Source organism: Ahrensia marina, from assembly GCF_042140245.1.
Taxonomy (GTDB): domain Bacteria; phylum Pseudomonadota; class Alphaproteobacteria; order Rhizobiales; family MH13; genus MH13.
The window spans coordinates 1,431,095-1,453,472 of the sequence record NZ_CP159483.1 but is presented as its reverse complement, the minus strand read 5'-3'; the positions used below and the strand labels follow the sequence as shown (position 1 = coordinate 1,453,472).

The 22,378-nt window shown below is 58.0% G+C and carries 24 protein-coding genes; 18 read left to right on the top strand and 6 right to left on the bottom strand.

The window, feature by feature from the left end; genetic code table 11:
• Position 1: 1 nt before the first annotated feature.
• From ABWH92_RS07140 to ABWH92_RS07125, 4 genes are all read left to right on the top strand, one after another.
• Positions 2-874, top strand: coding sequence for a F0F1 ATP synthase subunit gamma (locus tag ABWH92_RS07140; protein WP_375573433.1), 873 nt, complete (start codon positions 2-4; stop codon positions 872-874).
• Positions 875-898: 24 nt separating this feature from the next.
• Entirely contained in the window at positions 899-2,317 is a 1,419-nt protein-coding gene (atpD, locus tag ABWH92_RS07135) for a F0F1 ATP synthase subunit beta (RefSeq protein ID WP_375573432.1), read from the top strand.
• A gap of 18 nt (positions 2,318-2,335) precedes the next feature.
• Complete coding sequence (locus tag ABWH92_RS07130) at positions 2,336-2,734, top strand: F0F1 ATP synthase subunit epsilon (RefSeq protein WP_375573430.1); 399 nt, start codon at positions 2,336-2,338, stop codon at positions 2,732-2,734.
• 220 nt (positions 2,735-2,954) lie between these two features.
• A complete protein-coding gene (locus ABWH92_RS07125) occupies positions 2,955-5,111 on the top strand; it encodes a hypothetical protein (RefSeq protein ID WP_375573429.1) in 2,157 nt (718 codons plus the stop codon).
• A gap of 226 nt (positions 5,112-5,337) precedes the next feature.
• On the opposite strand, the gene ABWH92_RS07120 is transcribed toward ABWH92_RS07125, so the two are convergent.
• The 4 genes from ABWH92_RS07120 to ABWH92_RS07105 form a co-directional block, all read right to left on the bottom strand.
• The gene (locus tag ABWH92_RS07120; RefSeq protein ID WP_375573427.1) at positions 5,338-5,760 is read right to left on the bottom strand and encodes an SRPBCC domain-containing protein; all 423 of its coding nucleotides are present in this window, start codon (positions 5,758-5,760) and stop codon (positions 5,338-5,340) included.
• A complete protein-coding gene (locus ABWH92_RS07115; RefSeq protein WP_375573425.1) occupies positions 5,753-6,100 on the bottom strand; it encodes an ArsR/SmtB family transcription factor in 348 nt (115 codons plus the stop codon). The genes ABWH92_RS07120 and ABWH92_RS07115 overlap by 8 nt, the downstream gene beginning before the upstream one ends.
• A gap of 76 nt (positions 6,101-6,176) precedes the next feature.
• The gene (locus tag ABWH92_RS07110; RefSeq protein ID WP_375573423.1) at positions 6,177-6,614 is read right to left on the bottom strand and encodes a YqaA family protein; all 438 of its coding nucleotides are present in this window, start codon (positions 6,612-6,614) and stop codon (positions 6,177-6,179) included.
• A 72-nt stretch (positions 6,615-6,686) separates the two neighbouring features.
• A complete protein-coding gene (locus ABWH92_RS07105; RefSeq protein ID WP_375573421.1) occupies positions 6,687-7,247 on the bottom strand; it encodes a thermonuclease family protein in 561 nt (186 codons plus the stop codon).
• A 289-nt stretch (positions 7,248-7,536) separates the two neighbouring features.
• Between ABWH92_RS07105 and sdhC the strand changes: the two genes are divergently transcribed.
• The 5 genes from sdhC to ABWH92_RS07080 are packed head-to-tail and all read left to right on the top strand — an operon-like array spanning position 7,537 to position 11,329.
• Positions 7,537-7,935: a succinate dehydrogenase, cytochrome b556 subunit gene (gene sdhC / locus ABWH92_RS07100; RefSeq protein WP_375573419.1), complete on the top strand. Its 399-nt coding sequence runs from the start codon at positions 7,537-7,539 to the stop codon at positions 7,933-7,935.
• A 10-nt stretch (positions 7,936-7,945) separates the two neighbouring features.
• Complete coding sequence (gene sdhD, locus ABWH92_RS07095; RefSeq protein WP_375573417.1) at positions 7,946-8,329, top strand: succinate dehydrogenase, hydrophobic membrane anchor protein; 384 nt, start codon at positions 7,946-7,948, stop codon at positions 8,327-8,329.
• A 3-nt stretch (positions 8,330-8,332) separates the two neighbouring features.
• Positions 8,333-10,159 carry a succinate dehydrogenase flavoprotein subunit gene (sdhA, locus tag ABWH92_RS07090; RefSeq protein ID WP_375573415.1) on the top strand — a complete coding sequence of 609 codons (1,827 nt, stop codon included), beginning with the start codon at positions 8,333-8,335 and terminating at the stop codon, positions 10,157-10,159.
• 3 nt (positions 10,160-10,162) lie between these two features.
• On the top strand, positions 10,163-10,516 hold the full coding sequence (locus ABWH92_RS07085) for a hypothetical protein (RefSeq protein WP_375573413.1): 354 nt from the start codon (positions 10,163-10,165) through the stop codon (positions 10,514-10,516).
• 30 nt (positions 10,517-10,546) lie between these two features.
• Positions 10,547-11,329, top strand: coding sequence for a succinate dehydrogenase iron-sulfur subunit (locus ABWH92_RS07080; protein WP_375573411.1), 783 nt, complete (start codon positions 10,547-10,549; stop codon positions 11,327-11,329).
• 137 nt (positions 11,330-11,466) lie between these two features.
• On the opposite strand, the gene ABWH92_RS07075 is transcribed toward ABWH92_RS07080, so the two are convergent.
• Both ABWH92_RS07075 and ABWH92_RS07070 read right to left on the bottom strand, forming a co-directional pair.
• Positions 11,467-12,294 carry a lytic transglycosylase domain-containing protein gene (locus ABWH92_RS07075; protein WP_375573409.1) on the bottom strand — a complete coding sequence of 276 codons (828 nt, stop codon included), beginning with the start codon at positions 12,292-12,294 and terminating at the stop codon, positions 11,467-11,469.
• Between the two features lie 916 nt (positions 12,295-13,210).
• A complete protein-coding gene (locus ABWH92_RS07070; protein WP_375573407.1) occupies positions 13,211-13,477 on the bottom strand; it encodes a UBP-type zinc finger domain-containing protein in 267 nt (88 codons plus the stop codon).
• A 185-nt stretch (positions 13,478-13,662) separates the two neighbouring features.
• On the opposite strand from ABWH92_RS07070, the gene creD reads away from it, so the two are divergent.
• The 9 genes from creD to sucD all read left to right on the top strand — a co-directional run bounded on the left by creD (position 13,663) and on the right by sucD (position 22,347).
• The gene (gene creD / locus ABWH92_RS07065; RefSeq protein WP_375573405.1) at positions 13,663-15,084 is read left to right on the top strand and encodes a cell envelope integrity protein CreD; all 1,422 of its coding nucleotides are present in this window, start codon (positions 13,663-13,665) and stop codon (positions 15,082-15,084) included.
• Positions 15,085-15,176: 92 nt separating this feature from the next.
• The gene (gene msrA, locus ABWH92_RS07060) at positions 15,177-15,833 is read left to right on the top strand and encodes a peptide-methionine (S)-S-oxide reductase MsrA (RefSeq protein ID WP_375573403.1); all 657 of its coding nucleotides are present in this window, start codon (positions 15,177-15,179) and stop codon (positions 15,831-15,833) included.
• Between the two features lie 84 nt (positions 15,834-15,917).
• Entirely contained in the window at positions 15,918-16,160 is a 243-nt protein-coding gene (locus tag ABWH92_RS07055) for a hypothetical protein (protein ID WP_375573401.1), read from the top strand.
• 164 nt (positions 16,161-16,324) lie between these two features.
• Entirely contained in the window at positions 16,325-16,822 is a 498-nt protein-coding gene (locus ABWH92_RS07050; RefSeq protein ID WP_375573399.1) for a hypothetical protein, read from the top strand.
• 301 nt (positions 16,823-17,123) lie between these two features.
• Positions 17,124-17,627, top strand: a complete 504-nt coding sequence (locus ABWH92_RS07045; RefSeq protein WP_375573397.1) for an AprI/Inh family metalloprotease inhibitor — start codon at positions 17,124-17,126, stop codon at positions 17,625-17,627.
• A gap of 11 nt (positions 17,628-17,638) precedes the next feature.
• Entirely contained in the window at positions 17,639-18,832 is a 1,194-nt protein-coding gene (gene zapE / locus ABWH92_RS07040; protein WP_375573395.1) for a cell division protein ZapE, read from the top strand.
• A gap of 240 nt (positions 18,833-19,072) precedes the next feature.
• Positions 19,073-20,035, top strand: coding sequence for a malate dehydrogenase (gene mdh, locus ABWH92_RS07035; protein WP_375573393.1), 963 nt, complete (start codon positions 19,073-19,075; stop codon positions 20,033-20,035).
• 160 nt (positions 20,036-20,195) lie between these two features.
• Positions 20,196-21,386 (top strand): ADP-forming succinate--CoA ligase subunit beta, encoded by a 1,191-nt coding sequence (gene sucC / locus ABWH92_RS07030; protein WP_375573391.1) that lies wholly within the window; start codon positions 20,196-20,198, stop codon positions 21,384-21,386.
• A gap of 40 nt (positions 21,387-21,426) precedes the next feature.
• Positions 21,427-22,347, top strand: coding sequence for a succinate--CoA ligase subunit alpha (gene sucD / locus ABWH92_RS07025; RefSeq protein WP_375573389.1), 921 nt, complete (start codon positions 21,427-21,429; stop codon positions 22,345-22,347).
• The last annotated feature ends 31 nt before the right edge of the window (positions 22,348-22,378 follow it).

Below are 22,378 nucleotides of genomic sequence, written 5' to 3'. Positions count from 1 at the left end.
AATGCCATCGTTGAAGGACCTGCGCAATCGCATCGCGTCTGTGACGGCGACGCGCAAGATCACCAAAGCCATGCAGATGGTTGCGGCGGCCAAGTTGCGCCGCGCACAAACATCTGCTGAGGCTGCTCGGCCCTATGCCGATAAGATGAGCGCCGTTCTCTCCAATCTCGCTGCCGGTCAGATGTCCGGTGGTGGTGAAGGAGCATCGCCACTGATTGCCGGTACCGGCTCAGACAAGGTCCATCTGCTGGTTGTTGCGACGGCCGAGCGCGGCCTTTGCGGCGGTTTCAACTCGTCCATCGTTCGCCTTGCACGCCAAGAAGCGCGTAAGCTGATTGACGAAGGCAAAGAGGTGAAACTGCTCACTGTCGGCAAGAAAGGTCACGATCAGCTCAAACGCGATATGGCCTCTCGCATTGTCGATACGATTGAGTTTCGCGGCGTGAAGTCGGTCGGCTATGTCCAAGCTGAAGAAGTCTCCACCAAAATCATGGAGATGTTTGAAGCTGGCGAATTCGATGTCTGCACGCTGTACTACGCAGCCTTCAAATCGGTGATTTCACAGGTGCCAACGGCGCACCAGCTCATCCCGGCCAAGTTTGAAGTGTCTGAAGACCCGATTTTCTATGAGTATGAGCCGGACGAGAACGCCATTTTGGATGATCTCTTGCCGCGCAACCTCACTGTCCAAGTGTTCAAAGCACTGCTTGAAAACGCAGCATCTGAACAAGGCGCGCGCATGGCCGCCATGGACAACGCAACCCGCAATGCGGGTGAAATGATTGATGGACTGACGCTCTCCTACAACAGGCAGCGCCAAGCCCAGATTACCAAAGAACTGATCGAAATTATTTCGGGCGCTGAAGCGCTCTAAACAACTACCTTAGTGGAGCTTCTCATGGCAGATGCAACAGGGCGCGTATATCAGGTGATCGGGGCCGTCGTTGACGTGCAGTTCGATGGCGAACTGCCGCCGATCCTGAACGCACTTGAAACCGACAACAATGGCAACCGCCTCGTCTTGGAAGTGGCGCAGCACCTTGGCGAAAACGCCGTACGCTGTATCGCTATGGACACCTCAGAAGGTTTGGTTCGCGGCCAGCCGGTGTCCGACACGGGCGCACCAATCCAAGTGCCAGTGGGCACCGGAACACTCGGCCGCATCATGAACGTGATCGGCGAGCCCATCGATGATGCCGGCCCTGTCGCACACGAGACGACCCGTCCCATTCACGCGCCGGCTCCATCCTTCTCCGAGCAGTCGACGGAAGCTGAAATTCTGGTCACCGGCATTAAGGTTGTCGACCTTTTGGCCCCTTACGCCCGTGGCGGTAAGATCGGCCTCTTCGGCGGTGCTGGTGTTGGCAAAACCGTTCTTATTCAGGAACTCATCAACAACGTCGCTAAGGCGCACGGTGGTTACTCCGTGTTCGCTGGCGTGGGTGAGCGCACCCGTGAAGGCAACGACCTTTACTGGGAGATGATCGAATCCGGCGTGAACAAAGAAGGTGGCGGCGAAGGCTCAAAAGCGGCTCTCGTGTTCGGCCAGATGAACGAGCCTCCTGGTGCCCGTGCCCGTGTGGCACTGTCGGGTCTGACCATCGCTGAACAGTTCCGTGATGAAGGCCAGGACGTGCTGTTCTTTGTCGATAACATCTTCCGCTTCACCCAGGCAGGCTCTGAGGTGTCGGCGCTTCTAGGTCGTATTCCATCGGCTGTGGGCTATCAGCCAACGCTGGCCACCGACATGGGCGCCCTGCAAGAGCGCATCACCACCACCACCAAAGGGTCTGTGACCTCGGTGCAAGCCATTTACGTACCTGCCGATGACTTGACCGATCCGGCGCCTGCCACCTCGTTCGCTCACTTGGATGCGACGACCGTGCTAAACCGCGCGATCTCTGAAAAGGGCATTTATCCGGCTGTGGATCCGCTGGACTCCACCTCACGTATGCTCGACCCGCAGATCATTGGCGATGAGCACTATGAAGTCGCACGTGGCGTCCAAGAAATGCTCCAGCGCTACAAGTCGCTGCAAGACATCATTGCCATTCTCGGCATGGATGAGCTGTCAGAAGAAGATAAACTGACTGTGGCCCGCGCCCGTAAAATTGAGCGCTTCCTGTCACAACCATTCTTTGTGGCCGAAGTCTTCACCGGCTCACCCGGCATCTTCGTTTCGCTTGAAGACACAATCCGCTCGTTCAAGGCGGTTGTTGATGGCGAATATGATCACCTGCCAGAAGCTGCGTTCTACATGGTCGGCACCATTGATGATGCCGTGGCCAAAGCGCAGAAACTGGCTGAAGCAGCCTAACCGAGAAAGCGCACCGCAATGGCAGACGCCTTTCCCTTTGAACTGGTTTCACCGGAACGCCAATTGGTGACCGGTGAAGCAACCCAGGTTGTTGTGCCTGGTGCTGAAGGTCAGTTCACCGTGCTTGCCAACCATGCACCGTTTCTCTCCACGCTGAAACCTGGCGTGTTGGAAGTGACGATGGCGGATGGCTCGACCGACCGTATCTTCGTGCGTGGCGGTTTTGCCGACGCCAATCCTGAAGGGCTGACCCTTCTGGCGGAAGAAGCGCAGCGCGTCGCCGATATGGACATGGCCTCACTGGATCAAGCCATCCAGGATGCCCGTGAAGATGCCGCAGACGCCAAAGACGATGCGGCCAAAACGGCTGCTGAAACCAAGCTGGCCCAGTTGGAAGAAGTGAAAGCCGTTCTCTAAAGCTCACTGTTCCTGCTCAAAGATATCAAAGCCCGGCTCATCAGCCGGGCTTTTTTTGTTGTGACCACACAGATGCTCGCAATACTTCGGAGCTCAGAAAAAGAGTTGCGCGTTCTCGAGACAAAGCTAACCTTTGCCCATCGCCCGGGCGATCCAAAACAGATGGTCAAAGCGCACGATGCACCAATCTGCCACTGAGCCCACCGCAAAGGCATAAAGTATGCAACAGGCAGCATCAGCCAAGGCCTCCGTACAAAGCCGCTCAGCTTTGGGCGATGCTTCCCAAGAAAAGCTCACTGAACTCGCCTGGTTTCTAACGTTCTTATCCTGGATCCCCATCATCACGGGCACCAACTCCCACCCCATTTTGGGATGGCTCGGCTTGTCCGACAGCGCCACTTATCTGCTGGCTGAGCAACGCAGCCTCATCGCTGAACCGCTGGGCCTTTACACCGTTTGCACCGCATTAGCGGTCTGGCTCGCATGGAGACTTCGTTCGCGGGTCTTTGCTCTGGCCACCGTATCATTGGCGCTGAGCTGTTTTGTGTTCCTGTTCAGCGACAACAGTGCTGCCGACTTCATCTACCTGCCACTCTATTATGCCCACGTTGCGCTCTGCACGATCATGATGCTGCTGTTCGTCAGCTTCGGACGCATCCTATCAACGTCGTTCTTGGCCTTTGTCGCACTGCTTCTTGTTGATGCCACCATCTACAGCGTCACTGAAACCTATTGGCTCGCAACCGTGCCGATCGACACCCCATGGCCTGGCGAGCCGGTGACGTTGTTCGGTCAGGTCTTGAATGGCTATGCACCATCCCTGGGCAAGGTGGCCGTGTTCGTTTTTTCCATCGCGCTGATGCGATTGATCTTCATGGCCTACCGTGACAACCGCACCATGGCCAAAGCCCTTGGCGGCAAGCGCATTTGGGAGACCTTCAAGCCGACCGTTGGGCTGTGGTGGCCAGTGCTCGCGGTGTTCATTGTGATGACCTTTGTCTATTCGTTTTTGGCTGGCCGCGCTGAAAACGCGCTCATGTGTCAACTTGAGCCGGACTTCGTAGTCGAAGTGGCGATCCTCACAAGCTCCGGGACGCAGATTGAGCAGCGTTGTATACCGCGTGGCCATGCCACGCTTGAAAGCACGCTGCAGAGCTATCTGGACGCGCAATACGCGCAAATGGAGAACCAGCTCAACCAAGCAATCAATGAGGCTGTTCGCGCATCAAACCAAGCCACCGACAACGCGCCCGATGCCATCGTTGGGCGCATTGAAGAGACAACAGCCGGGCGCCTGCCAGGCACACGCCACAAGCGCTGCGGCTGGGACATCGTGGTCTGTCCTATTGGCAATGGGCTTCGCTCCATGGCCAACGCGTCGTACCAAAAGTCACGAACCGCCGCGATCCGTGATCTCGACCAAGAGTTGAACGCCCTAGCAACAGAGTTTGAAGGCGACGTTGAGGGCTATGAGGCAGCGGCAAAAGCAGCGGTCACACACCGTCTGGACCAAGCCAAACGCACAACCCAAACCGCCAACAGCGGCGCGTTCGCGATCTATCGCTTCGCATCTTACTTGCTTTTGCTCTACAGCGGCATCCTTCTGCTGAAGACCTTCCTCATGGTGTTTGCACGGGTGCTGTTTGATCCCGCAGGCAAACACAGCATGTCCGCACACTTTACCGAAGATCCATCCAAGTCGGGCCAAGGCACCTTGAAGGTGAAGAAAACTGAGATCCTGGTGCGCAAGGATGTCCGGGATGATCGGTTCTATGCCTATGGCAGTGTCCAAATCTCAGGACCGAAGAAAGCGCGCAGTTTTGTGCTGGGTCTGCGCTTTCTCATCACTCGGCTGCTGTCACGCCGGTTCTCGTTCCTACACGTGCCCGGCAAACGCACGGCGCGAACCGACCATTCGGTGAAGCTCAACGTCGAGGCGCCCAACCAGTTGATCGAGTGGACATTGAAACCTGGCGAGCGGGTATTCTTCCGCTTCCCTGACCTGGTCGGGTTTTCCGACACCGTTGACTTCGGTCGGCTGGCATCGATGAGCGTAACAACCCTCTATTTCGGCCGCATCTTCCACTACTATGCCAAAGGCCCGGGAACACTTTACTTCAAAACCAAAGCCAAGCCGGTGACCAGCGCGGAACGATCCGGCAATCGCCCCTTCGACCCAGCCTTGCTTGTCGCCTGGACGGCGCCCATCCGCTTCTTCGTCGATGCCAAGCTCGACATCCGCAACACGTTTTTGAGCAGCTACAATTTGTGCTGGGACAAGGCCGGGCACTATTTGCGAGACACCTCGCCGACCCGCGAGGGCGGAACGACCACCGGCATCATCCGCTTTGTGAAGCACTTTCTGCTCCCGATCTGACGCAATCGACATCGCACCGAACAGTCTTTCCCTTCAGGTCTGACATACTGTCCAAGCTGACGAACCGGTCATCGGTCGAGCACAATGAGACGCCTAGAGAATACTTTGCACCACTCGCATCACAGTGCCGCCAACCACCCGTTGACCGGGCCATCGATCAGCGTCGCCTTACTTGGTTTCCCGCTTAACAAGTCCATGCCCGCAACAAACAGAGAGATAGCCTCTCCTAGCTGAACTGCATGCCCAACGCCTCCAAGATACCAGTCCACCCGCCCTGATGATTGTCGCGCGCTTGCTCATCGGCAAACCGCACATGGGTCAGCGTGACGTGCGTGCGGCCATCCTTGGGAGCGAAGATCAGCGTCACCATGCTGTCGTCCACCGAAAACGGGCTCTCCCAAGTGAAGACGATGCGCTCGTGTGGATCGATTTCCTTGTAGGTGCCTGCATGAGGAATTTGGTCATCGCCCGCCTGCATCACCAAATCAAAACGCCCGCCAACCTTGGGGTCGCTGGAGGCGGCGGGAACGCTCATACCAGGCGCAGGCATCATGAATTTGCGCAGCATGTCCGGGTTCAACCAGGCATTGAAAACGTCTTGCTGCGAAGCGTTGATCGTGCGTTCGACGGTAAGGGTCAGGTCAGTCATCGTCTTTGGCTCCATGGGTCATCAGTTCGTCAAGCGCTTCCAACCGGAGATCCCAGATGGAGCGCAGGGCAGCGAACCAATCATCCACACGCGACAGCGGCCCCATTTGCAGCTCAATAAGATGCTCCCGCCAGTCAGTGCGGCGAACAACAAGCTCAGCCCGCTCAAGCACTTTGATGTGCTTGGAGATCGAGTTGAGGCTCATATCGAACTGGCGGTGAATGTCCGTCACCCGCATGGGGCCGTTTTGCGCCAAAAGGGTCAAAATGGCCCGACGTGTTGGATCACTCGCCGCTTTGAGAACATCGCTTAAGGTATCCGATGCAGTTCGTTCAACCATGCGGGTGAATAACTCCAAGCAATGCGATCAGTCAACCCTAGGGGTGAATGACCCTAAAAGATCAGGCAGACAAACCTCACACCACCTGCAGTGTGATGGCCGCAAGCGCAAGATAACGGCTCACCTTTGAAAGGGTCACCAACACCAGAAAACTCCAAAGCGGCTCGCGCATGACCCCGGCGATCACCGTCAGCGGGTCACCAATCACAGGTGTCCACGCCAGCAAGAGCGACCACCGACCCCAACGGTGGTAAAAGGTCCGCGCCCGCGCCAGCTGGGCCTCGCTGGCCGGAAACCAACGCCGACTTCGAAAGCTTTGGAGGCCAACACCCAGATAGTAGTTGACCACCGAGCCAAGCACATTGCCGATGCTCGCCACCAAGAGCATGCCGGCAACCGAATGCTCCCCAGCGGTGAGAAAGCCAATCAAGACCAGTTCTGATTGCGCGGGGAAAACGGTCGCCGCCAGAAAGGCTGAGGCGAACATCACGCCATAGGCGGCAATATCGATCACGCAAACTCCAGGGGTAACAACGCACGAAGGTTGGGTCTATCGCATGGAGCACAAACGATCCTCCACACTGCTCTAGCACCAGTCCCAATCATTTTCGTACCACTGCGCCAGTCCCTCGCGCACCAGCACGCTACCAGCCCAGTCGCGTTCCAAGCGCACATTCGCCAACGTGCGACCAAACCGATCTGTCCCATCCGGAACAACGCGCCACGGCTCAGAAGAAAGAAGTTCTGAGAGCCTGTCACGCGCTCTGAGCGCCAAAGCGCGCTCCGCTTCGCAGCCGGAATCAAAAAGCTCCGGCGCATCGATGCCAACCAGTCGGATCCGCTCATTGTGAAGCCGAATGGTGTCTCCATCGATCACGCAGGTTGGCGTGTCGCGGTCTCGGCAGACCCCGATCCATCCATCAAAATGGGCAGCATCAGCAGGCACCTGCCAGTCTTGCACCGTGTCCAACCACGTACTGGCTACTTGCAACACCTCATCTCTGTTGAAAGCTGCAAACACCAACGCGGCGCCAGCAAGAAAACCAAGCAACGCCCAACCCAACAACCGATCGGTGTTGCGGCGACGTTTCCTACGGCGCTGCGCATCCAATGAGGCAACAGACGATGACGATATCAAAGGGTCCATGCAGCTATCGTCGCCGTGATTCGGCAAGAAAGAGCAAACATCTGTCAAACGATACAAACGCCGAACCAAACGATGCTTATATTACGTTTACGTAAGAGTAATGCAAACGCGACGAAAAACCCCGGTCAGTTTCGACCTTGGTCGGCTCGACCAACTCAGGGATCGGCGCTACAACCGGTTTTGCAATTCGGACGATTTGCAGGCTGTGCGCTGGGCCATCGGGGGTCAACAACGCGGAGCTTCACTCAACAGGTTCCAAGCAACCCAACAGGTTTGACGTCAACGCGCCATGGCAAACACTGATACGCGGGCCAACAGGCCGCTTTCTCCGCACCTGCAAGTGTACCGACCGCTGTTCACGATGATGATGTCGATCATGCATCGCATCACCGGATCAGCGCTTTATGTTGGCACAATTCTCATGGTCTATTGGCTTCTGGCCGGAGCGGCGGGCGCTGAGAGCTACAACACCGCGATGGACCTGTTCGGCTCATTGCTGGGGCGCCTTGTGCTGTTCGGCTTCACCTGGGCTCTGATGCATCACATGCTGGGCGGTATGCGCCACTTTATCTGGGATACCGGTCGCGGATTGGATGCGGTAGGCCGCAACTGGCTGGCGCGTGCAACGCTTGCGGGCTCCCTTTCTCTAACGTTGATCCTTTGGATCATCGGCTACGCCGTACGCTAGGAGAGACACAATGGCAGATATGCGCACCCCCCTCTCCCGCGTCCGCGGCCTTGGCTCGGCCAAGGAAGGCACCGATCATTTCTGGCGTCAGCGCGTCACCGCGCTCGCCAATGTGCCATTGTTGTTGTTCTTCGTGGTCATGGTCATCGGCTTGCAGGATGCAAGCCATGCTAGCTTTGTCGCCACCATGGGTTCACCGCTCGTGGCGATCATCATGCTACTCGTCATCATCTCTGGCGCGATTCATATGCGCCTGGGCATGCAGGTCATTATCGAAGACTATGTGCACAATGAGCTGACCAAAATTCTGGCGCTTCTCGCCAACACCTTTTTCACCATCGTGATCGCGGCAGCATCCATCTACGCGATCTTGAAAATGAGCTTCGGAGGCTAACCCATGGCATCAAACGGAGCAGCCACCCCGGCCAAGAATGGTGATGCCTATCCCATCACCGATCACACCTATGATGTGGTGGTCGTTGGCGCAGGCGGTGCGGGCCTTCGCGCTGTCGTCGGCGCTGCACAGGCCGGCCTCAAGGTCGCCTGCATTTCCAAGGTTTTCCCCACCCGCTCGCACACGGTTGCAGCGCAGGGCGGCATCTCCGCCTCGCTCGGCAACATGGGCCAGGACGACTGGCGCTGGCACATGTACGACACCGTGAAGGGGTCCGACTGGCTGGGTGACCAAGACGCCATCGAGTATCTCTGCAAGAATGCGCCCGAAGCCGTCTACGAGCTGGAGCATTGGGGCGTACCCTTCTCGCGCACCGAAGAGGGCAAAATCTATCAGCGCCCGTTCGGTGGTATGACCACACAGTATGGCGAAGGCCCAGCAGCCCAGCGCACCTGCGCGGCGGCTGACCGCACTGGCCACGCCATTCTGCACACGCTTTACGGTCAGGCGCTTCGGAACAGCTCTGAGTTCTTCATTGAGTATTTTGCCATCGATCTCATCATGGACGAAGGCGCCTGCCGCGGCGTGGTTGCCATGTGCATGGAAGATGGTTCGATCCACCGCTTCCGCGCTCACAAAACGGTGCTTGCCACCGGCGGTTATGGCCGCGCTTACTTCTCGGCGACCTCCGCCCACACCTGCACCGGTGATGGCAACGCCATGGTACTGCGTGCTGGCCTGCCTTTGCAGGACATGGAGTTCGTGCAGTTCCACCCGACCGGGATTTACGGCGCCGGCTGTCTGATTACCGAAGGCGCGCGCGGCGAAGGCGGCTATCTGGTGAACTCTGAAGGTGAGCGCTTCATGGAGCGCTATGCACCGTCGGCCAAAGACCTTGCCTCTCGCGATGTTGTCTCCCGCTCCATGACCATGGAGATCCGCGAGGGGCGTGGCGTCGGCAAAAACGGCGATCACATCTTCCTGCATCTGGACCATCTGGACCCAGACATTCTGCACGAGCGCCTGCCCGGCATTTCAGAGTCAGCGCGCATTTTTGCCGGTGTGGACGTCACCAAAGAACCGATCCCGGTGCTGCCGACGGTTCACTACAATATGGGCGGCATTCCAACCAACTATCATGGCGAGGTGCTCACCAAAGTAGGCGGCGACGCCGACACCGTGGTGCCCGGCCTGATGGCCATTGGCGAGGCGGCGTGCGTTTCCGTGCATGGTGCCAACCGTCTGGGTTCCAACTCGCTGATCGATCTGGTGGTGTTTGGCCGCGCTGCTGGTGCGCGCTGCGCTGAGCAGCTTTCCAGCGGCGAAAAGCACCCCGAGCTGCCCGCCGACAGCGCCGAGATGTCTCTTTCGCGTCTCGATGCAGCACGCTATGCCGATGGCGCTCGCTCCACCGCTGATCTGCGTCTGGAAATGCAGCGCGTGATGCAGAACAATTGCGCGGTGTTCCGCACCGGTGAGGTGCTCGAAGAAGGTGTGAAGCTGATCAACCAAACCTGGTCAGCCTCCGACGACATCAAAACCACTGATCGCTCGCTGATCTGGAACACCGATCTTATCGAGACGCTGGAATATGAGAACCTCATCTCCCAGGCTGTCGTGACGGTGACATCAGCGGCCAACCGTAAAGAAAGCCGTGGGGCCCATGCGCGCGAGGATTTCTCCGAGCGTGATGACAAGGATTGGATGAAGCACACGCTGGCCTTCGTCGATGTGGACGAGAAGCAGGTGAAGCTGGATGACCGTCCGGTGCACACCTACACCATGTCCAACGACATCGCGTATATCGAGCCCAAGGCGAGGGTGTACTAACTCATGAGCGCAGTGGTCGTTCGGCACGAACGGAACGGAGCGAACCTCAGAAAATGGGTTTGCACCTTTGCCGCCATCTTGCTGGCCAACACCCTATCTCCGGCTTCGGCGCAAACGGGACCGATGTCCGGCGAGATCACAGCAGCTTGCATGCAAGCGATGGATGAGAGCGAAACCGTCTGCGCCTGCATTGAGGACGACGCGACGTCGACGCTGACAAGCGATCAACAAACCTTCTTGCTGGCACTGCTCACCGAAGACGAAACCCTGGTGCAATCGCTAGATGACTTCACGAACGAAGACGCCGAGCTGGTGCGCAATCAAATGATCAATGCCGGCATGAGTTGCCTGGGCTAACCCCTTTTCAAGAACCGAGACGGACACACCATGGTTCAACTGACGCTTCCGAAAAACTCGCAAATGAGCGAGGGCAAAACCTGGCCGAAGCCTGAGGGCGCCAGCAATGTGCGCGAGTTCCGCATCTATCGCTGGAGCCCGGATGATGAGGCCAACCCGACCATCGACACCTACTATGTCGATATGGACGATTGCGGGCCGATGGTGCTGGACGCGCTCATCTGGATCAAAAACAATGTCGATCCAACGCTCACCTTCCGCCGCTCGTGCCGCGAGGGGATTTGCGGCTCTTGCGCGATGAACATTGACGGTACCAACACGCTTGCCTGCACCAAGGGCATGGACGAGGTGCGCGCGGGCGCGGTGAAGATTTACCCACTGCCGCACATGCAGGTGATCAAGGATCTCGTGCCGGACCTTTCCAACTTCTACGCCCAGCACGCGAGCATTGAGCCGTGGCTTCAAACGGCAACGCCGCAGCCACAAGGCGAGTGGAAGCAGAGCCATGACGACCGTGCCAAGCTGGACGGGCTTTACGAATGCATTCTCTGCGCCTGCTGCTCGACGAGCTGCCCGAGCTACTGGTGGAATGGCGACCGCTATCTCGGTCCAGCGGTTCTGCTTCAGGCCTATCGCTGGCTAATCAACTCGCGCGATGAGGAAACCGGCAAGCGGCTGGACAATCTGGAAGACCCGTTCCGCCTCTATCGCTGCCACACGATCATGAACTGCGCCCAGGCCTGCCCCAAGGGGCTAAACCCCGCCAAGGCGATTGCCGAGATCAAAAAGATGATGGTGGAGAGACGGGTTTAGAACTCGACCATACCAAACCTCGGACAGCGACGCTGAGCCGGGACCTAAAGCCGAATGATCATCAAGGCCCCGGATATGCAAAGCATTCCGGGGCTTTTTCGTTGAACATTTTGTCCGGATGAAACCGACCGCCCCGCCTACTGCCCGATCAAACCAGCGGCGTAGGCAATGGCGCGCTGATAGTTGCCGCTGTCGTTCCAGGCCGACAAAACACGGAAATTGGCTGATCCTTCAGCAAAGGAACCACCAGCCTGCCACCCATTGCTGCGCAGCATGTTCGCGGCGGTCGCCAGCGCGTCAGCCGAATTGTTGGGGTCAGCGCGGCCATCGCCACTGCCATCCACCGCAAAGCGGATCCAATTGCCAGCCAAGAACTGCATGTGCCCCAACTCACCAGAAGGACCACCGCGGCTGCTGCCGGTAATGAGCCCCTGATCCACCAGTTGCAGGGCAGCGATCGCATCATCTTCAAAGCGTGGATGACGACGGCAATAAGAGGCCAAGGTCACAGCACCAGAAACGATGGGCGTGTCACCGGTGTAGCCACCCCAACTGGTCTCATACCCCCAGATCGCCACGAGTATGGACCCGGGCACGCCGTAGCGCTGTTCAATGGCCTGAAAGAACCCCGCGCTCTGCCGCAGCCTTTGCTCAGCACCGGAAACAAAAGAACTGACGCTGGAAAACCGGCTGGTCAAAAACTGTTCAGGACTGCGATGGCGCGTACCCGATTGTGAGGCTGGGTTCGATTCAAACCGCCACGTGATACCCGAAAGCCGTGCCTGCTGAAGCGCCTGCAAACCGCTTTGCCCGACGCCGAACGAGGCAGCCTGTTGCGCCAGTTGCGCCTTATAGGCCTCAAACTGCCCTTGGTTGGTAATGCAAGAAGCTGCCAACGCAGGGGTGGCAAGCAACATCCCAGCAACAAAGGCCAGTGTACGGAGTGTGGTCCGTTTTGGTGTCATATCAATCTCCATCAATCCGGATGATCCACGATCAAAGTCACAAACACATGTACGTCATCTTCCCCTTTACATCGATACCCTAATTGAAACCGTCGTGAACGGCCCCCAATGTTGTCCTCACCCCTAGAGCAAGTCCGGGGTAGGCTCTTGGCGCGGGGATAGCGTGCGGCCTTGTCCCCACCCCCATTTTTCTCCCTCATCATCCTCGCACCTTCCACCAATCACCATGGGAAGCTTGGGGTCGTGCCCAGGCCGGTGGAAGGGTGAAGCGCCCATCGGTGTGGTCCGGAGTCACGACCGGCGAGCATGGTTTGCTCTGCGCCCCTTGGAACGCGTGCTGTCCTTGTTGCTCTGGACCTTTGGTCCAACCGCCATTTTGTTTGGCTCCGGACCTTTGGTCCGACCGCCATTTTGTCTGGCTCCGGACCTTTGGTCCGACCGCCATTTTGTCTGGCTCCGGACCTTGGTCCGACAGCTCGGTATCTGGCTCTGGGCCTTTGGCCCAACCGCTTGGTACTTGGCTCTGGGCCGTTGGCCCAACCGCAACAGGCACGCTGAACAGAGGCCCAACCACGCCATGGGGGCAGAACCGAACATGCGTTGGCCTGTCAGTGTAGGTACGCGCGGCGTCGGCAGGACAGGCGAAAATCTGCTTGCTTGGAGCGTCACGTAGGGGTGGAACGATAGCTTGGCACCCAGAGCGCATGATCGATACGCCCAAAAACGCTTCACGCGGGGTGCCTTGCGGCATCGAACTTCACTACCCTTTCTCGGCGATGCGTCACGGCACCCCGCGTTCCCATGCTCTCACCGCAGCCCGGCTCCGGGCCTGCGGCCCGACCGCTTGTGCTTGATGGCAGCCCGCTCCGGGCCGATGGCCCGACCGCTTGGCTGCGGGAAAATCAAACCAGTCTGATCAAACCAGTTTGTTGTCGATAAAGCAGTAGCGCCAGCGCTCGCCCACTTCATAAGAGGTGATAATCGGGTGGCCATCCGTTTCCGCATGAGCGCGGGCGTGGCGGTTGGGGCTATCATCGCAGCACCCGATTTTGCCGCACGTCATACACATGCGCAGGTGCACCCATGTGCCACCAATGTCCTGACACGCCTCGCAAACCGCGTCCTGTTTGGCATCATCACCGGGCAAATCGAGTTTTATCTGGTCGCGATGGTCACAGCGCATGGGAGGGCTCCTTGTCTCACCACCTTATCGGCTAAGCGGGCCATGTCCACTGAACCGAGCGCGCCCAAACCTCTCCCAAGTCTTACCTCACGTAACGCCAACCTCTGCCACAATTGCTCTCTAGCCATCGCCGCCGGGGCGCACGCGCAATGTTTTTGGCGCGTATTTTCTAGGCGACATGTTTCATGGCAACCACTTTTGTTGATGCATCGGGGCGCTTCATGCGCTCGCCGGGCTTCAAGTTTTTCACCCTCGGCGTGCTTTCACTGCTACTGATTATTCCAGCCTCGTTGATTTGGCTGTTGGTCTCAGAACGCGAGGACCGCGCCCGCGACGTGGCCCGCGAGATCGCCCAAACCTGGGGCGGGTCGCAACGGCTCATTGGCCCGTTTGTCACCGTGCCCTATGAGATCGATGAGACTTGCATCGTGGATGACAAAGAAACCGTTGTCACCGTGCGACGTGAGGCGATCTTCCTGCCTGATGATCTTACCATCACTGCCGATGCCACCACCGAGATACGCTCGCGCGGCATCTTCGATGTCACCGTTTACGGGTCTGACATCAGCTTTGAGGGTAGCTTTTCTGCCCCATCGGGCGACGCCATCACAGCGCAAGATGCCCGCTTCCGATGGGCGGAGGCGAAGCTGTCGCTCGGCATCTCATCGGTCCGCGCCATCCGCAATGCAGTGACCTTGCAAATGGATGAGGACACCCGTGCCTTTGAACCAAGCCTCGGCATTGAAGGCCCCTTGCCCAACCAGGCAGGCTTTGATGGCCGACACGGCTCAAGCGGCAATTTGACCGGGATTCATGTGCCCAACCTGTTTTTGGTGAACCCGCGTGGCTTCACCTTCCGCATTGATCTGGCGCTCAACGGGTCTGACTCGTTGTTCATCGCGCCCACAGCCCGCGACACAACCGCGTCCATCGTCAGCAATTGGCCGCACCCCTCCTTCACAGGCGCCGCCTTGCCGGAAGCCAGCACCATCAATCCAGAAGTCGGCTTCTCGGCTCAATGGAGCGTTCCGCATCTGGCGCGCGCGGTGCCGCTCGCCTTCACGCTGGGCAGCAACAACTATCTTGGCCAACTGGGCCAGGATGCGTTCGGCGTTCGCTTTTTCCAGCCGGTGGACTACTACGCGCTGGTCGACCGAGCGCTGAAATACGCCATCCTGTTCATCGGCGTGGTGTTTCTTTCCGTCTTCGTCATTGAGGTGCGCACCGGTAAACGCGTCCACGTTGTGCAATATGTTTTTGTCGGACTGGCGCTGGTGCTCTTCTACATCCTGCTGCTCTCACTGGCCGAACATTTGGGCTTTGTGATCGCCTACCTTCTGGCGGGCACGGCCACAGCTCTGTTGATCGGCACCTATTGCGCACGATCGCTGGAAAGCACCAAATATGGCGCGCTCGTTGTGGCACTGATCGCTTCGATATTTGGCGTGCTCTATCTCTTCCTGCGACTGGAAGACTATGCGCTGTTGGCTGGCTCTATCTTCGCCTTCGGCGTGCTGGCAGTGACCATGTTCACCACCCAGCGGATCGACTGGTCTGGGCGTGGCCAGAAGACCGCCCCACCGACACTGCCCGAAGAAGTGGTCTGACAAACCGCTAACGCAGGCGTGATGAAACGCGATTGGCGCGGCGAACGCAAAAGACCCATATACCGATCACCAAATCTGCTTGGAGACCGATCATGGCCCTTTTCAACCGTCGCGCCACTTTGGCCCTTGGCACCGCCGCCCTGGCAGGGCTCGCACTTGCCACCGGCGCACACAGCCAATCAACCATCACGGAGGCGCCAGCAAGCGCTAGCGGTGACACCCAAACCGCGATCTTTGCTGGTGGCTGCTTCTGGTGCGTTGAAAAAGACTTCGACCATGTCGAAGGCGTGCTGGAAACGACATCTGGCTACATCGGCGGTCGGCTGCCCAATCCCACCTATCAAACCCATGTCGGCGCGGGGGACCGCGAGGCGGTGGAAGTCACCTTCGATCCATCAGTCGTGACTTATGAAGAACTTGCCCACAGCTTCTTCCGCACTGTCGACCCACTGGATGATGGCGGCCAGTTCTGCGACCGGGGTCACTCCTACACGACCGCTATCTATGTTCTGAACGAAGACCAACGCGCCACTGCCGAAGCAGCCGCTGCCAATGCATCTGACGCGCTAGGAGAAATGGTGGCCACCGAAATCGTAGACGCGCCACAGTTCTGGCCAGCCGAGGAATACCACCAGAACTACTACCAGAAGAATCCGCTACGCTATCAGTTCTATCGTGCGTCCTGCCGCCGTGACAGCACGGTGGAACGGCGTTGGGGAGCAGACGCATATGCCGGGGTCGACCACTAACAAGCAGAACAACAACGCTGACCGGCGTTAGGCATGCCTCGGTCTCTTGCTTGCGCCATGCAGCCACCCGTGAGACGGTAAAACATGGCCAGTGAGACACCCAAAACCGACAAGCCCATTCGGCTGATCACCGCAACCAACGCTGACGGCACCCATGTGCCGTCGGATCAGGTTTGTGTGAGCGTGGACGCCGACGGGGTTGTGTCGATTGCCATCCCCGATGGTGATATTCCGCTGCACCCACGAGCCGTAGCGTTAGTCGCAGCGGCGATGCAACTGGAAGATGAATCCACAGTTGCTTCCCTTGTCGGCACCTTGCAGGACTAAGCAGAAACCGGTATCGGTCATGTCATACTTTTGTTGAGATTGGGACATACCTCCCGCTCATCAGAAGCGTCTGGGGCGGCAAAATCAGACACTTGATTCGCAGGCAGTTAAGCCCGTCCAAGTGCGCCAATCCTGACTGAACAATGGGACCATAAGGGCGAACAATGTTTGATCGCAGTGTTTTGTTTGTCGGCGCAGAAGGCGTTGGCTTGGGCATGTTGGCAGAAGCTTTGGCGCTCGATTGCGTGCGCAATGCTGCCGGTCCCATGCCGCTGCGCGTCTATTCGGCCACAACAAGTGATGCAGCCGAATCAGATCCTGTGATGGTGCGCGCTATGCAGCGCTTGAAACTGGATACCAATGGCCTGTCACTGAAACCACTGACGCTTTACGCGTTTGCCGGAGCACCGCGAATTGATCATGTGATTATGCTGGGCGCCAAGCTTCCCGCTGCCACAAAACTGGCTTTGGGCGACACCATTGATGTGCGTCACTGGGATATCACACCGCCAAGCACGAGCGACAAAGATGATGCGCCAGGCACGCGTTATGTCGACTATCTGCGCCTGGCCGAAGAGCTTCGCACGCCCGTTAAGGCGCTGGTGGATGAGCTGACCGCCATGGATGCCGTGGCCGAAAACCCCATGGCCAACTCCGCCTAATCATCGACAGATTGAACCTTAGCCAAACAGCCATCGACTGGATGTTTGGGTCATTGGCGGCGGATTGGTCGCTGGAAAGCCTTGGTCACATGGTGTGTTGTGCACACCTTAACCCCTTGGCTATACAGTGCAGGTTCGGTCCGGCAAGGCCACACGATCCGCATGCAATGGCACAGGAACAGTATTGATGGTTTTTGATACGCGCGCTTTCGTTTCACGAAGCGCTTCATTTGGCCGAGCCAAATCCATCTTAAAGCCGCTCGCTGTAAGCTGCGTCTCTGCATTGTTTTTGGCTGGGTGCATGAGCGGCGGAAACCAGCTTCGCCCCTTGCCACCGGTTCCAACCACCACGGTGACGGCCAACAGTCTGCCGCAACCGATCACGTTCGGCCAAGAGCCAACAATTGAGAGCCAATCATTGGACGACGTCGCAGGCACCGGCCCAGAATCACGCGTCGATGGCGCGTTTGATACCGCAACGCTTGAGCCAGCACCTTTGCCCCAACCACCGGGCGGTGCGAGCGAGGTGACCGAAGATGATCTGATTGGCGCATGGTCAGCCACCACGCCGGTCGCCACATGCTCGATCAACCTGTCGCTGACCACATGGCAGGGTGGGTACCGCGCATCCACCCGCAACTGCGCAGATGTGCAAATGGCCGCTTTGACCGCCTGGTCGATTGAAGGCCAGCAGGTCCTGCTGCGTGATACCGAAGGCGCTCCTATGGGACGCCTCTATCGCACCGGACCGACCCGATATGCCGGACAGATGGATTCCGGTGACGCGCTGACACTCTTCCGGTAGGCACCCGCACCTTGGCTTCGTCTCGTCTCTCCGAACCCAAGCCAGCCGCTCCGCTCTTGCCCGCGCACCTGCGGGTCGAAGAGCGCTACAACACGATGATCCTCTCCAAGGAACTGGATGAGGATCCTGTTCAGCGCAAAGCCGCCAAGGCGCTTGATCAACTCAATGCCGAACTTGCCGAACTGCGCCTGGCGCGAAAATCAAGCGCGCTCGGTTGGTTGTTCGCCAAACGCAAAGCCGCCGCTCCACCCATCAAGGGCCTTTATCTCTGGGGTGGAGTTGGCCGCGGCAAAACGATGCTGATGGATCTGTTTTTTGACGTTGCCGCCATCAAGCGCAAGCGCCGTTCGCATTTTCACACCTTTATGGCCGATGTGCATGAGCGTATTCACGCCCACCGCCAAGCGCTGAAAGCGGGCACCACAAAACAAGACGACCCGATCCCACCGGTGGCACAAGCGATCGCCAACGAGTCGATGCTCATCTGCTTTGATGAGTTTCACGTTGTAGACATTGCTGATGCGATGATCCTCGGCCGCCTGTTCACCCAGCTCTTTCAACGCGGCGTCGTGCTGGTGGCCACGTCCAACGTCATACCCTCTGAGCTCTACAAAGATGGGCTCAACCGCGCGCTCTTCATGCCCTTCGTGGAGATGTTGCACCGCCATGTCGACATCTTCGAACTGGATGCCGACAAAGACTACCGGATCGACAAGCTTGGCGCTGCACCCACCTGGTACAATCCGCTTGGCCCCGTCTCCGACCACGCCATGGATGATGCGTGGGGCCGCCTGACCAACCACCACGATGGTGAAACCTACACCGTCACAGTGAAAGGCCGCGACATACCGGTGCACCACCAGGCCCACGGCGTGGCCCGTTTCTCGTTCGATGAGCTTTGCGCTCAGCCCTTGGGCGCAGAGGACTATCTGGCGCTGTGCAACCATTTCCACACGCTGATGATCGATGGCATTCCGCGCATGGGGGTGGAGAAACGCAATGAAGCCAAACGCTTCATCACCCTGATCGACGCAATGTATGACACGCGCACCAAGCTGATCGCATCCGCCGATGCCGAAGCGCACGAGCTCTACACCGCAACCACAGGCAATGAAGCCTTTGCTTTTGACCGAACAGCTTCACGCCTTATCGACATGCGATCAGAAGACTATCTACGAGCGCCGCGTCGCGCGATGGCGGCTTGAGGTCCACAGAAGACGCTCCAAGCTTACGTATACGTAAGGCCCTGAAAAGAAACCAACCTTATGCGTTTGCCCAACTTGCTTTGGCGGATTCTTGGGTATACGACCCAAAAGACGGCAAAGAGGCACATTACCTTAACGTCACCTATGAAGTAGCGGCGCGCAAACAGCGCCCGGCGCTGGCCTTTTGAAGCGATCAAGGGCACCGGCGTCCTAACGGGACACGCGTCCCAGGGGGAATGAATGGCTCGCAAGAAAATTGCATTGATCGGTTCCGGTCAGATTGGCGGAACGCTGGCCCATTTGGCAGGCCTTAAAGAACTTGGCGACATCGTAATGTTCGACATCGCTGACGGCATTCCCCAAGGCAAAGCGCTGGACATCGCTGAAAGCTCACCGGTTGATGGTTTTGACGCCAAGCTGTCTGGCACCACTGGCTATGAAGCCATCGAGGGCGCCGATGTTTGCATCGTTACCGCTGGCGTGCCGCGTAAGCCTGGCATGAGCCGCGACGATCTGCTTGGCATCAACTTGAAGGTCATGCAGCAAGTGGGTGCTGGTATCGCCAAATATGCCCCCAACGCCTTCGTCATCTGCATCACCAATCCGTTGGATGCCATGGTGTGGGCTCTGCAGAAGTTCTCAGGCCTGCCCCGCAACAAAGTCTGCGGCATGGCTGGTGTTCTGGACTCCGCACGCTTCCGCTACTTCATTGCAGAAGAGCTGGACGTATCGGTGGAAGATGTCACCGCCTTCGTTCTCGGCGGCCACGGCGACACCATGGTGCCGCTGACACGTTACTCCTCCGTTGGCGGCATCAGCTTGGATGACGTGGTCTCCATGGGGTGGATGAGCCAGGAGAAGCTGGACCAAATCGTGCAGCGCACCCGTGACGGTGGCGCGGAAATTGTTGGCCTTTTGAAAACCGGATCTGCGTTCTACGCGCCCGCCGCATCAGCGATCATGATGGCTGAAAGCTATCTGAAAGACAAAAAACGCGTCCTGCCCTGTGCGGCCGCTCTGAAGGGCGAGTACGGCCTGGATGACATGTATGTCGGCGTGCCGACCATCATCGGTGAAAACGGCGTTGAGAAGGTCATCGAGATCGATCTCGACATTGCTGAACGCGAAGAGTTCGACAAATCGGTGAACTCGGTGAAAGGTCTTATGGAAGCCTGCAAAGGCATCGACGCGTCGCTGGCTTAGGCTGACGCAAGCCAGGGACGGCAGACATGCCCCAGCCCCAGAACCTCAACACAATCTGCAGCGCCGCGGTGACCGCCGTGGCGCGCAACCGCATCAAGCTGCGTAACGCGCTGATCCCTTGAATTGAACCAATTGGCACTCGTCCAACCTAGGATATGACATGAACATCCATGAATATCAGGCCAAGGCCCTCCTGAAGAGTTTTGGCGCTCCCGTCGCCGATGGCGTTCCGTTGCTTGATGCCTCTGACGCGCCTGCCGCAGCTGACAAACTCGGTGGCCCAGTCTGGGTGGTGAAAAGCCAAATCCACGCAGGCGGTCGAGGCAAGGGCAAGTTCAAAGAGCTCGGCCCGGATGCCAAAGGCGGCGTGCGTCTGGCCTTCTCCAAGGATGAAGTGCTCTCCCATGTCGGTGAGATGCTCGGCAACACGCTGGTGACCAAGCAAACCGGTCCGGCGGGCAAGCAGGTCAATCGCCTTTATCTGGAAGATGGCGCCGACATTGAGAGCGAGCTCTACTGCTCCATCCTGGTGAACCGCGAGACCGGCAAAGTCTCCTTCGTTGCCTCCACCGAAGGCGGCATGGACATTGAAGCAGTCGCCGAAGAGACACCGGAAAAAATCCACACCATCGACGTGGATGTGGAAACAGGCGTGGATGATGCCACAGTCGCCAAGCTAAACGCCGCCTTCGAGCTCACAGGCGCAGCGGCTGAGGATGGCAAATCGCTGTTCCCGATCCTCTACAAAGCCTTCACCGAGAAGGATATGAGCCTACTGGAGATCAATCCGCTGATCGTCATGAAAGACGGCCATTTGCGGGTGCTTGATGCCAAGGTCTCCTTCGACGGCAACGCCCTCTTCCGCCACCCTGATGTGATGGAACTGCGCGACAAAACCGAGGAAGACGAAAAAGAAATCGAAGCCTCGAAGTACGACCTCGCCTATGTCGCGCTCGATGGCGATATCGGCTGCATGGTCAATGGCGCAGGCCTTGCCATGGCAACGATGGACATCATCAAGCTTTACGGCAAAGAGCCCGCCAACTTCCTCGATGTCGGTGGCGGCGCGACCACCGAAAAGGTGACGGCTGCTTTCAAGATCATCACCGCGGACCCCAATGTGAAGGGCATCCTGGTGAACATCTTTGGCGGCATCATGCGCTGCGATGTGATTGCCGAAGGCGTGGTGCAGGCGGTCAAAGATGTTGGCCTGCAAGTGCCACTGGTTGTTCGCCTTGAGGGCACAAAAGTTGAAGAGGGCAAGGCCATCATCAACTCCTCCGGCCTCAACGTCATCGCCGCCGATGATCTCGACGACGCCGCCCAAAAAATCGTGAAGGCCGTCGGCTAAGCCGTCGCTGCACCCCGATCTCCTATGAGGAATTCATTTCATGTCCATCATTGTCGACAAGAACACCAAGATCATCGTGCAGGGCCTGACCGGCAAAACCGGCACGTTCCACACTGAGCAAGCGCTCGCCTATCACGGCACGCAGATGGTTGCTGGCATCCACCCCAAAAAGGGTGGCACCAACTGGACGGCTGGCGACGGCGCTGGCCCAGCGGCTGGCAAAGAACTGCCGATCTACGCCACCGTTGCTGAAGCCAAAGAAGCCACTGGCGCCAACGCGTCGGTGGTTTATGTGCCACCAGCAGGCGCTGCCGCTGCGATCACCGAGGCCATTGACGCGGAGATCCCTTTCATCACTTGCATCACCGAAGGCATCCCGGTGAACGACATGGTGGGTGTAAAAGCGCGGCTTGAAAAATCCAACTCACGGCTGCTTGGTCCCAACTGCCCTGGCATCATGACACCGGACGAATGCAAGATCGGAATCATGCCGGGCTCGATCTTCAAAAAGGGCAATGTCGGCATCGTCTCACGCTCTGGCACACTGACCTATGAAGCGGTCTTCCAAACCACCAATGAAGGCCTTGGCCAATCCACCGCTGTTGGTATTGGCGGTGACCCGGTGAAGGGCACTGAGTTCATCGACGTGCTGGAGATGTTCCTCGGCGATGATGAAACCACCTCGATCATCATGATCGGTGAGATCGGTGGATCGGCCGAAGAGGATGCTGCGCAGTTCCTGGCGGACGAAAAGAAAAAAGGCCGCTGGAAACCAACCGTCGGCTTCATCGCTGGGCGCACAGCACCTCCAGGTCGCACCATGGGTCATGCCGGTGCGGTGATTTCTGGCGGCAAAGGCGGCGCCGAAGACAAAATCGCAGCGATGGAAGAAGTTGGTATTGCCGTTTCTCCATCTCCTGCACAACTTGGCAAGACTTTGGTCAAGGTTTTGAATGGATAGTGAAAACGGTTGAGCTCATTCCTATCTGGGT

Excerpts from the sequence above, each read along its gene's own strand:
- ABWH92_RS07140 (WP_375573433.1), top strand. The coding sequence starts at position 2 with ATGCCATCGTTGAAGGACCTGCGCAATCGCATCGCGTCTGTGACGGCG.
- atpD (WP_375573432.1), top strand. The coding sequence starts at position 899 with ATGGCAGATGCAACAGGGCGCGTATATCAGGTGATCGGGGCCGTCGTT.
- ABWH92_RS07130 (WP_375573430.1), top strand. The coding sequence starts at position 2,336 with ATGGCAGACGCCTTTCCCTTTGAACTGGTTTCACCGGAACGCCAATTG.
- ABWH92_RS07125 (WP_375573429.1), top strand. The coding sequence starts at position 2,955 with ATGCAACAGGCAGCATCAGCCAAGGCCTCCGTACAAAGCCGCTCAGCT.
- ABWH92_RS07120 (WP_375573427.1), bottom strand. The coding sequence starts at position 5,760 with ATGACTGACCTGACCCTTACCGTCGAACGCACGATCAACGCTTCGCAG.
- ABWH92_RS07115 (WP_375573425.1), bottom strand. The coding sequence starts at position 6,100 with ATGGTTGAACGAACTGCATCGGATACCTTAAGCGATGTTCTCAAAGCG.
- ABWH92_RS07105 (WP_375573421.1), bottom strand. The coding sequence starts at position 7,247 with ATGGACCCTTTGATATCGTCATCGTCTGTTGCCTCATTGGATGCGCAG.
- sdhC (WP_375573419.1), top strand. The coding sequence starts at position 7,537 with ATGGCAAACACTGATACGCGGGCCAACAGGCCGCTTTCTCCGCACCTG.
- sdhD (WP_375573417.1), top strand. The coding sequence starts at position 7,946 with ATGGCAGATATGCGCACCCCCCTCTCCCGCGTCCGCGGCCTTGGCTCG.
- sdhA (WP_375573415.1), top strand. The coding sequence starts at position 8,333 with ATGGCATCAAACGGAGCAGCCACCCCGGCCAAGAATGGTGATGCCTAT.
- ABWH92_RS07085 (WP_375573413.1), top strand. The coding sequence starts at position 10,163 with ATGAGCGCAGTGGTCGTTCGGCACGAACGGAACGGAGCGAACCTCAGA.
- ABWH92_RS07080 (WP_375573411.1), top strand. The coding sequence starts at position 10,547 with ATGGTTCAACTGACGCTTCCGAAAAACTCGCAAATGAGCGAGGGCAAA.
- ABWH92_RS07075 (WP_375573409.1), bottom strand. The coding sequence starts at position 12,294 with ATGACACCAAAACGGACCACACTCCGTACACTGGCCTTTGTTGCTGGG.
- ABWH92_RS07070 (WP_375573407.1), bottom strand. The coding sequence starts at position 13,477 with ATGCGCTGTGACCATCGCGACCAGATAAAACTCGATTTGCCCGGTGAT.
- creD (WP_375573405.1), top strand. The coding sequence starts at position 13,663 with ATGGCAACCACTTTTGTTGATGCATCGGGGCGCTTCATGCGCTCGCCG.
- msrA (WP_375573403.1), top strand. The coding sequence starts at position 15,177 with ATGGCCCTTTTCAACCGTCGCGCCACTTTGGCCCTTGGCACCGCCGCC.
- ABWH92_RS07055 (WP_375573401.1), top strand. The coding sequence starts at position 15,918 with ATGGCCAGTGAGACACCCAAAACCGACAAGCCCATTCGGCTGATCACC.
- ABWH92_RS07050 (WP_375573399.1), top strand. The coding sequence starts at position 16,325 with ATGTTTGATCGCAGTGTTTTGTTTGTCGGCGCAGAAGGCGTTGGCTTG.
- ABWH92_RS07045 (WP_375573397.1), top strand. The coding sequence starts at position 17,124 with ATGAGCGGCGGAAACCAGCTTCGCCCCTTGCCACCGGTTCCAACCACC.
- mdh (WP_375573393.1), top strand. The coding sequence starts at position 19,073 with ATGGCTCGCAAGAAAATTGCATTGATCGGTTCCGGTCAGATTGGCGGA.
- sucC (WP_375573391.1), top strand. The coding sequence starts at position 20,196 with ATGAACATCCATGAATATCAGGCCAAGGCCCTCCTGAAGAGTTTTGGC.
- sucD (WP_375573389.1), top strand. The coding sequence starts at position 21,427 with ATGTCCATCATTGTCGACAAGAACACCAAGATCATCGTGCAGGGCCTG.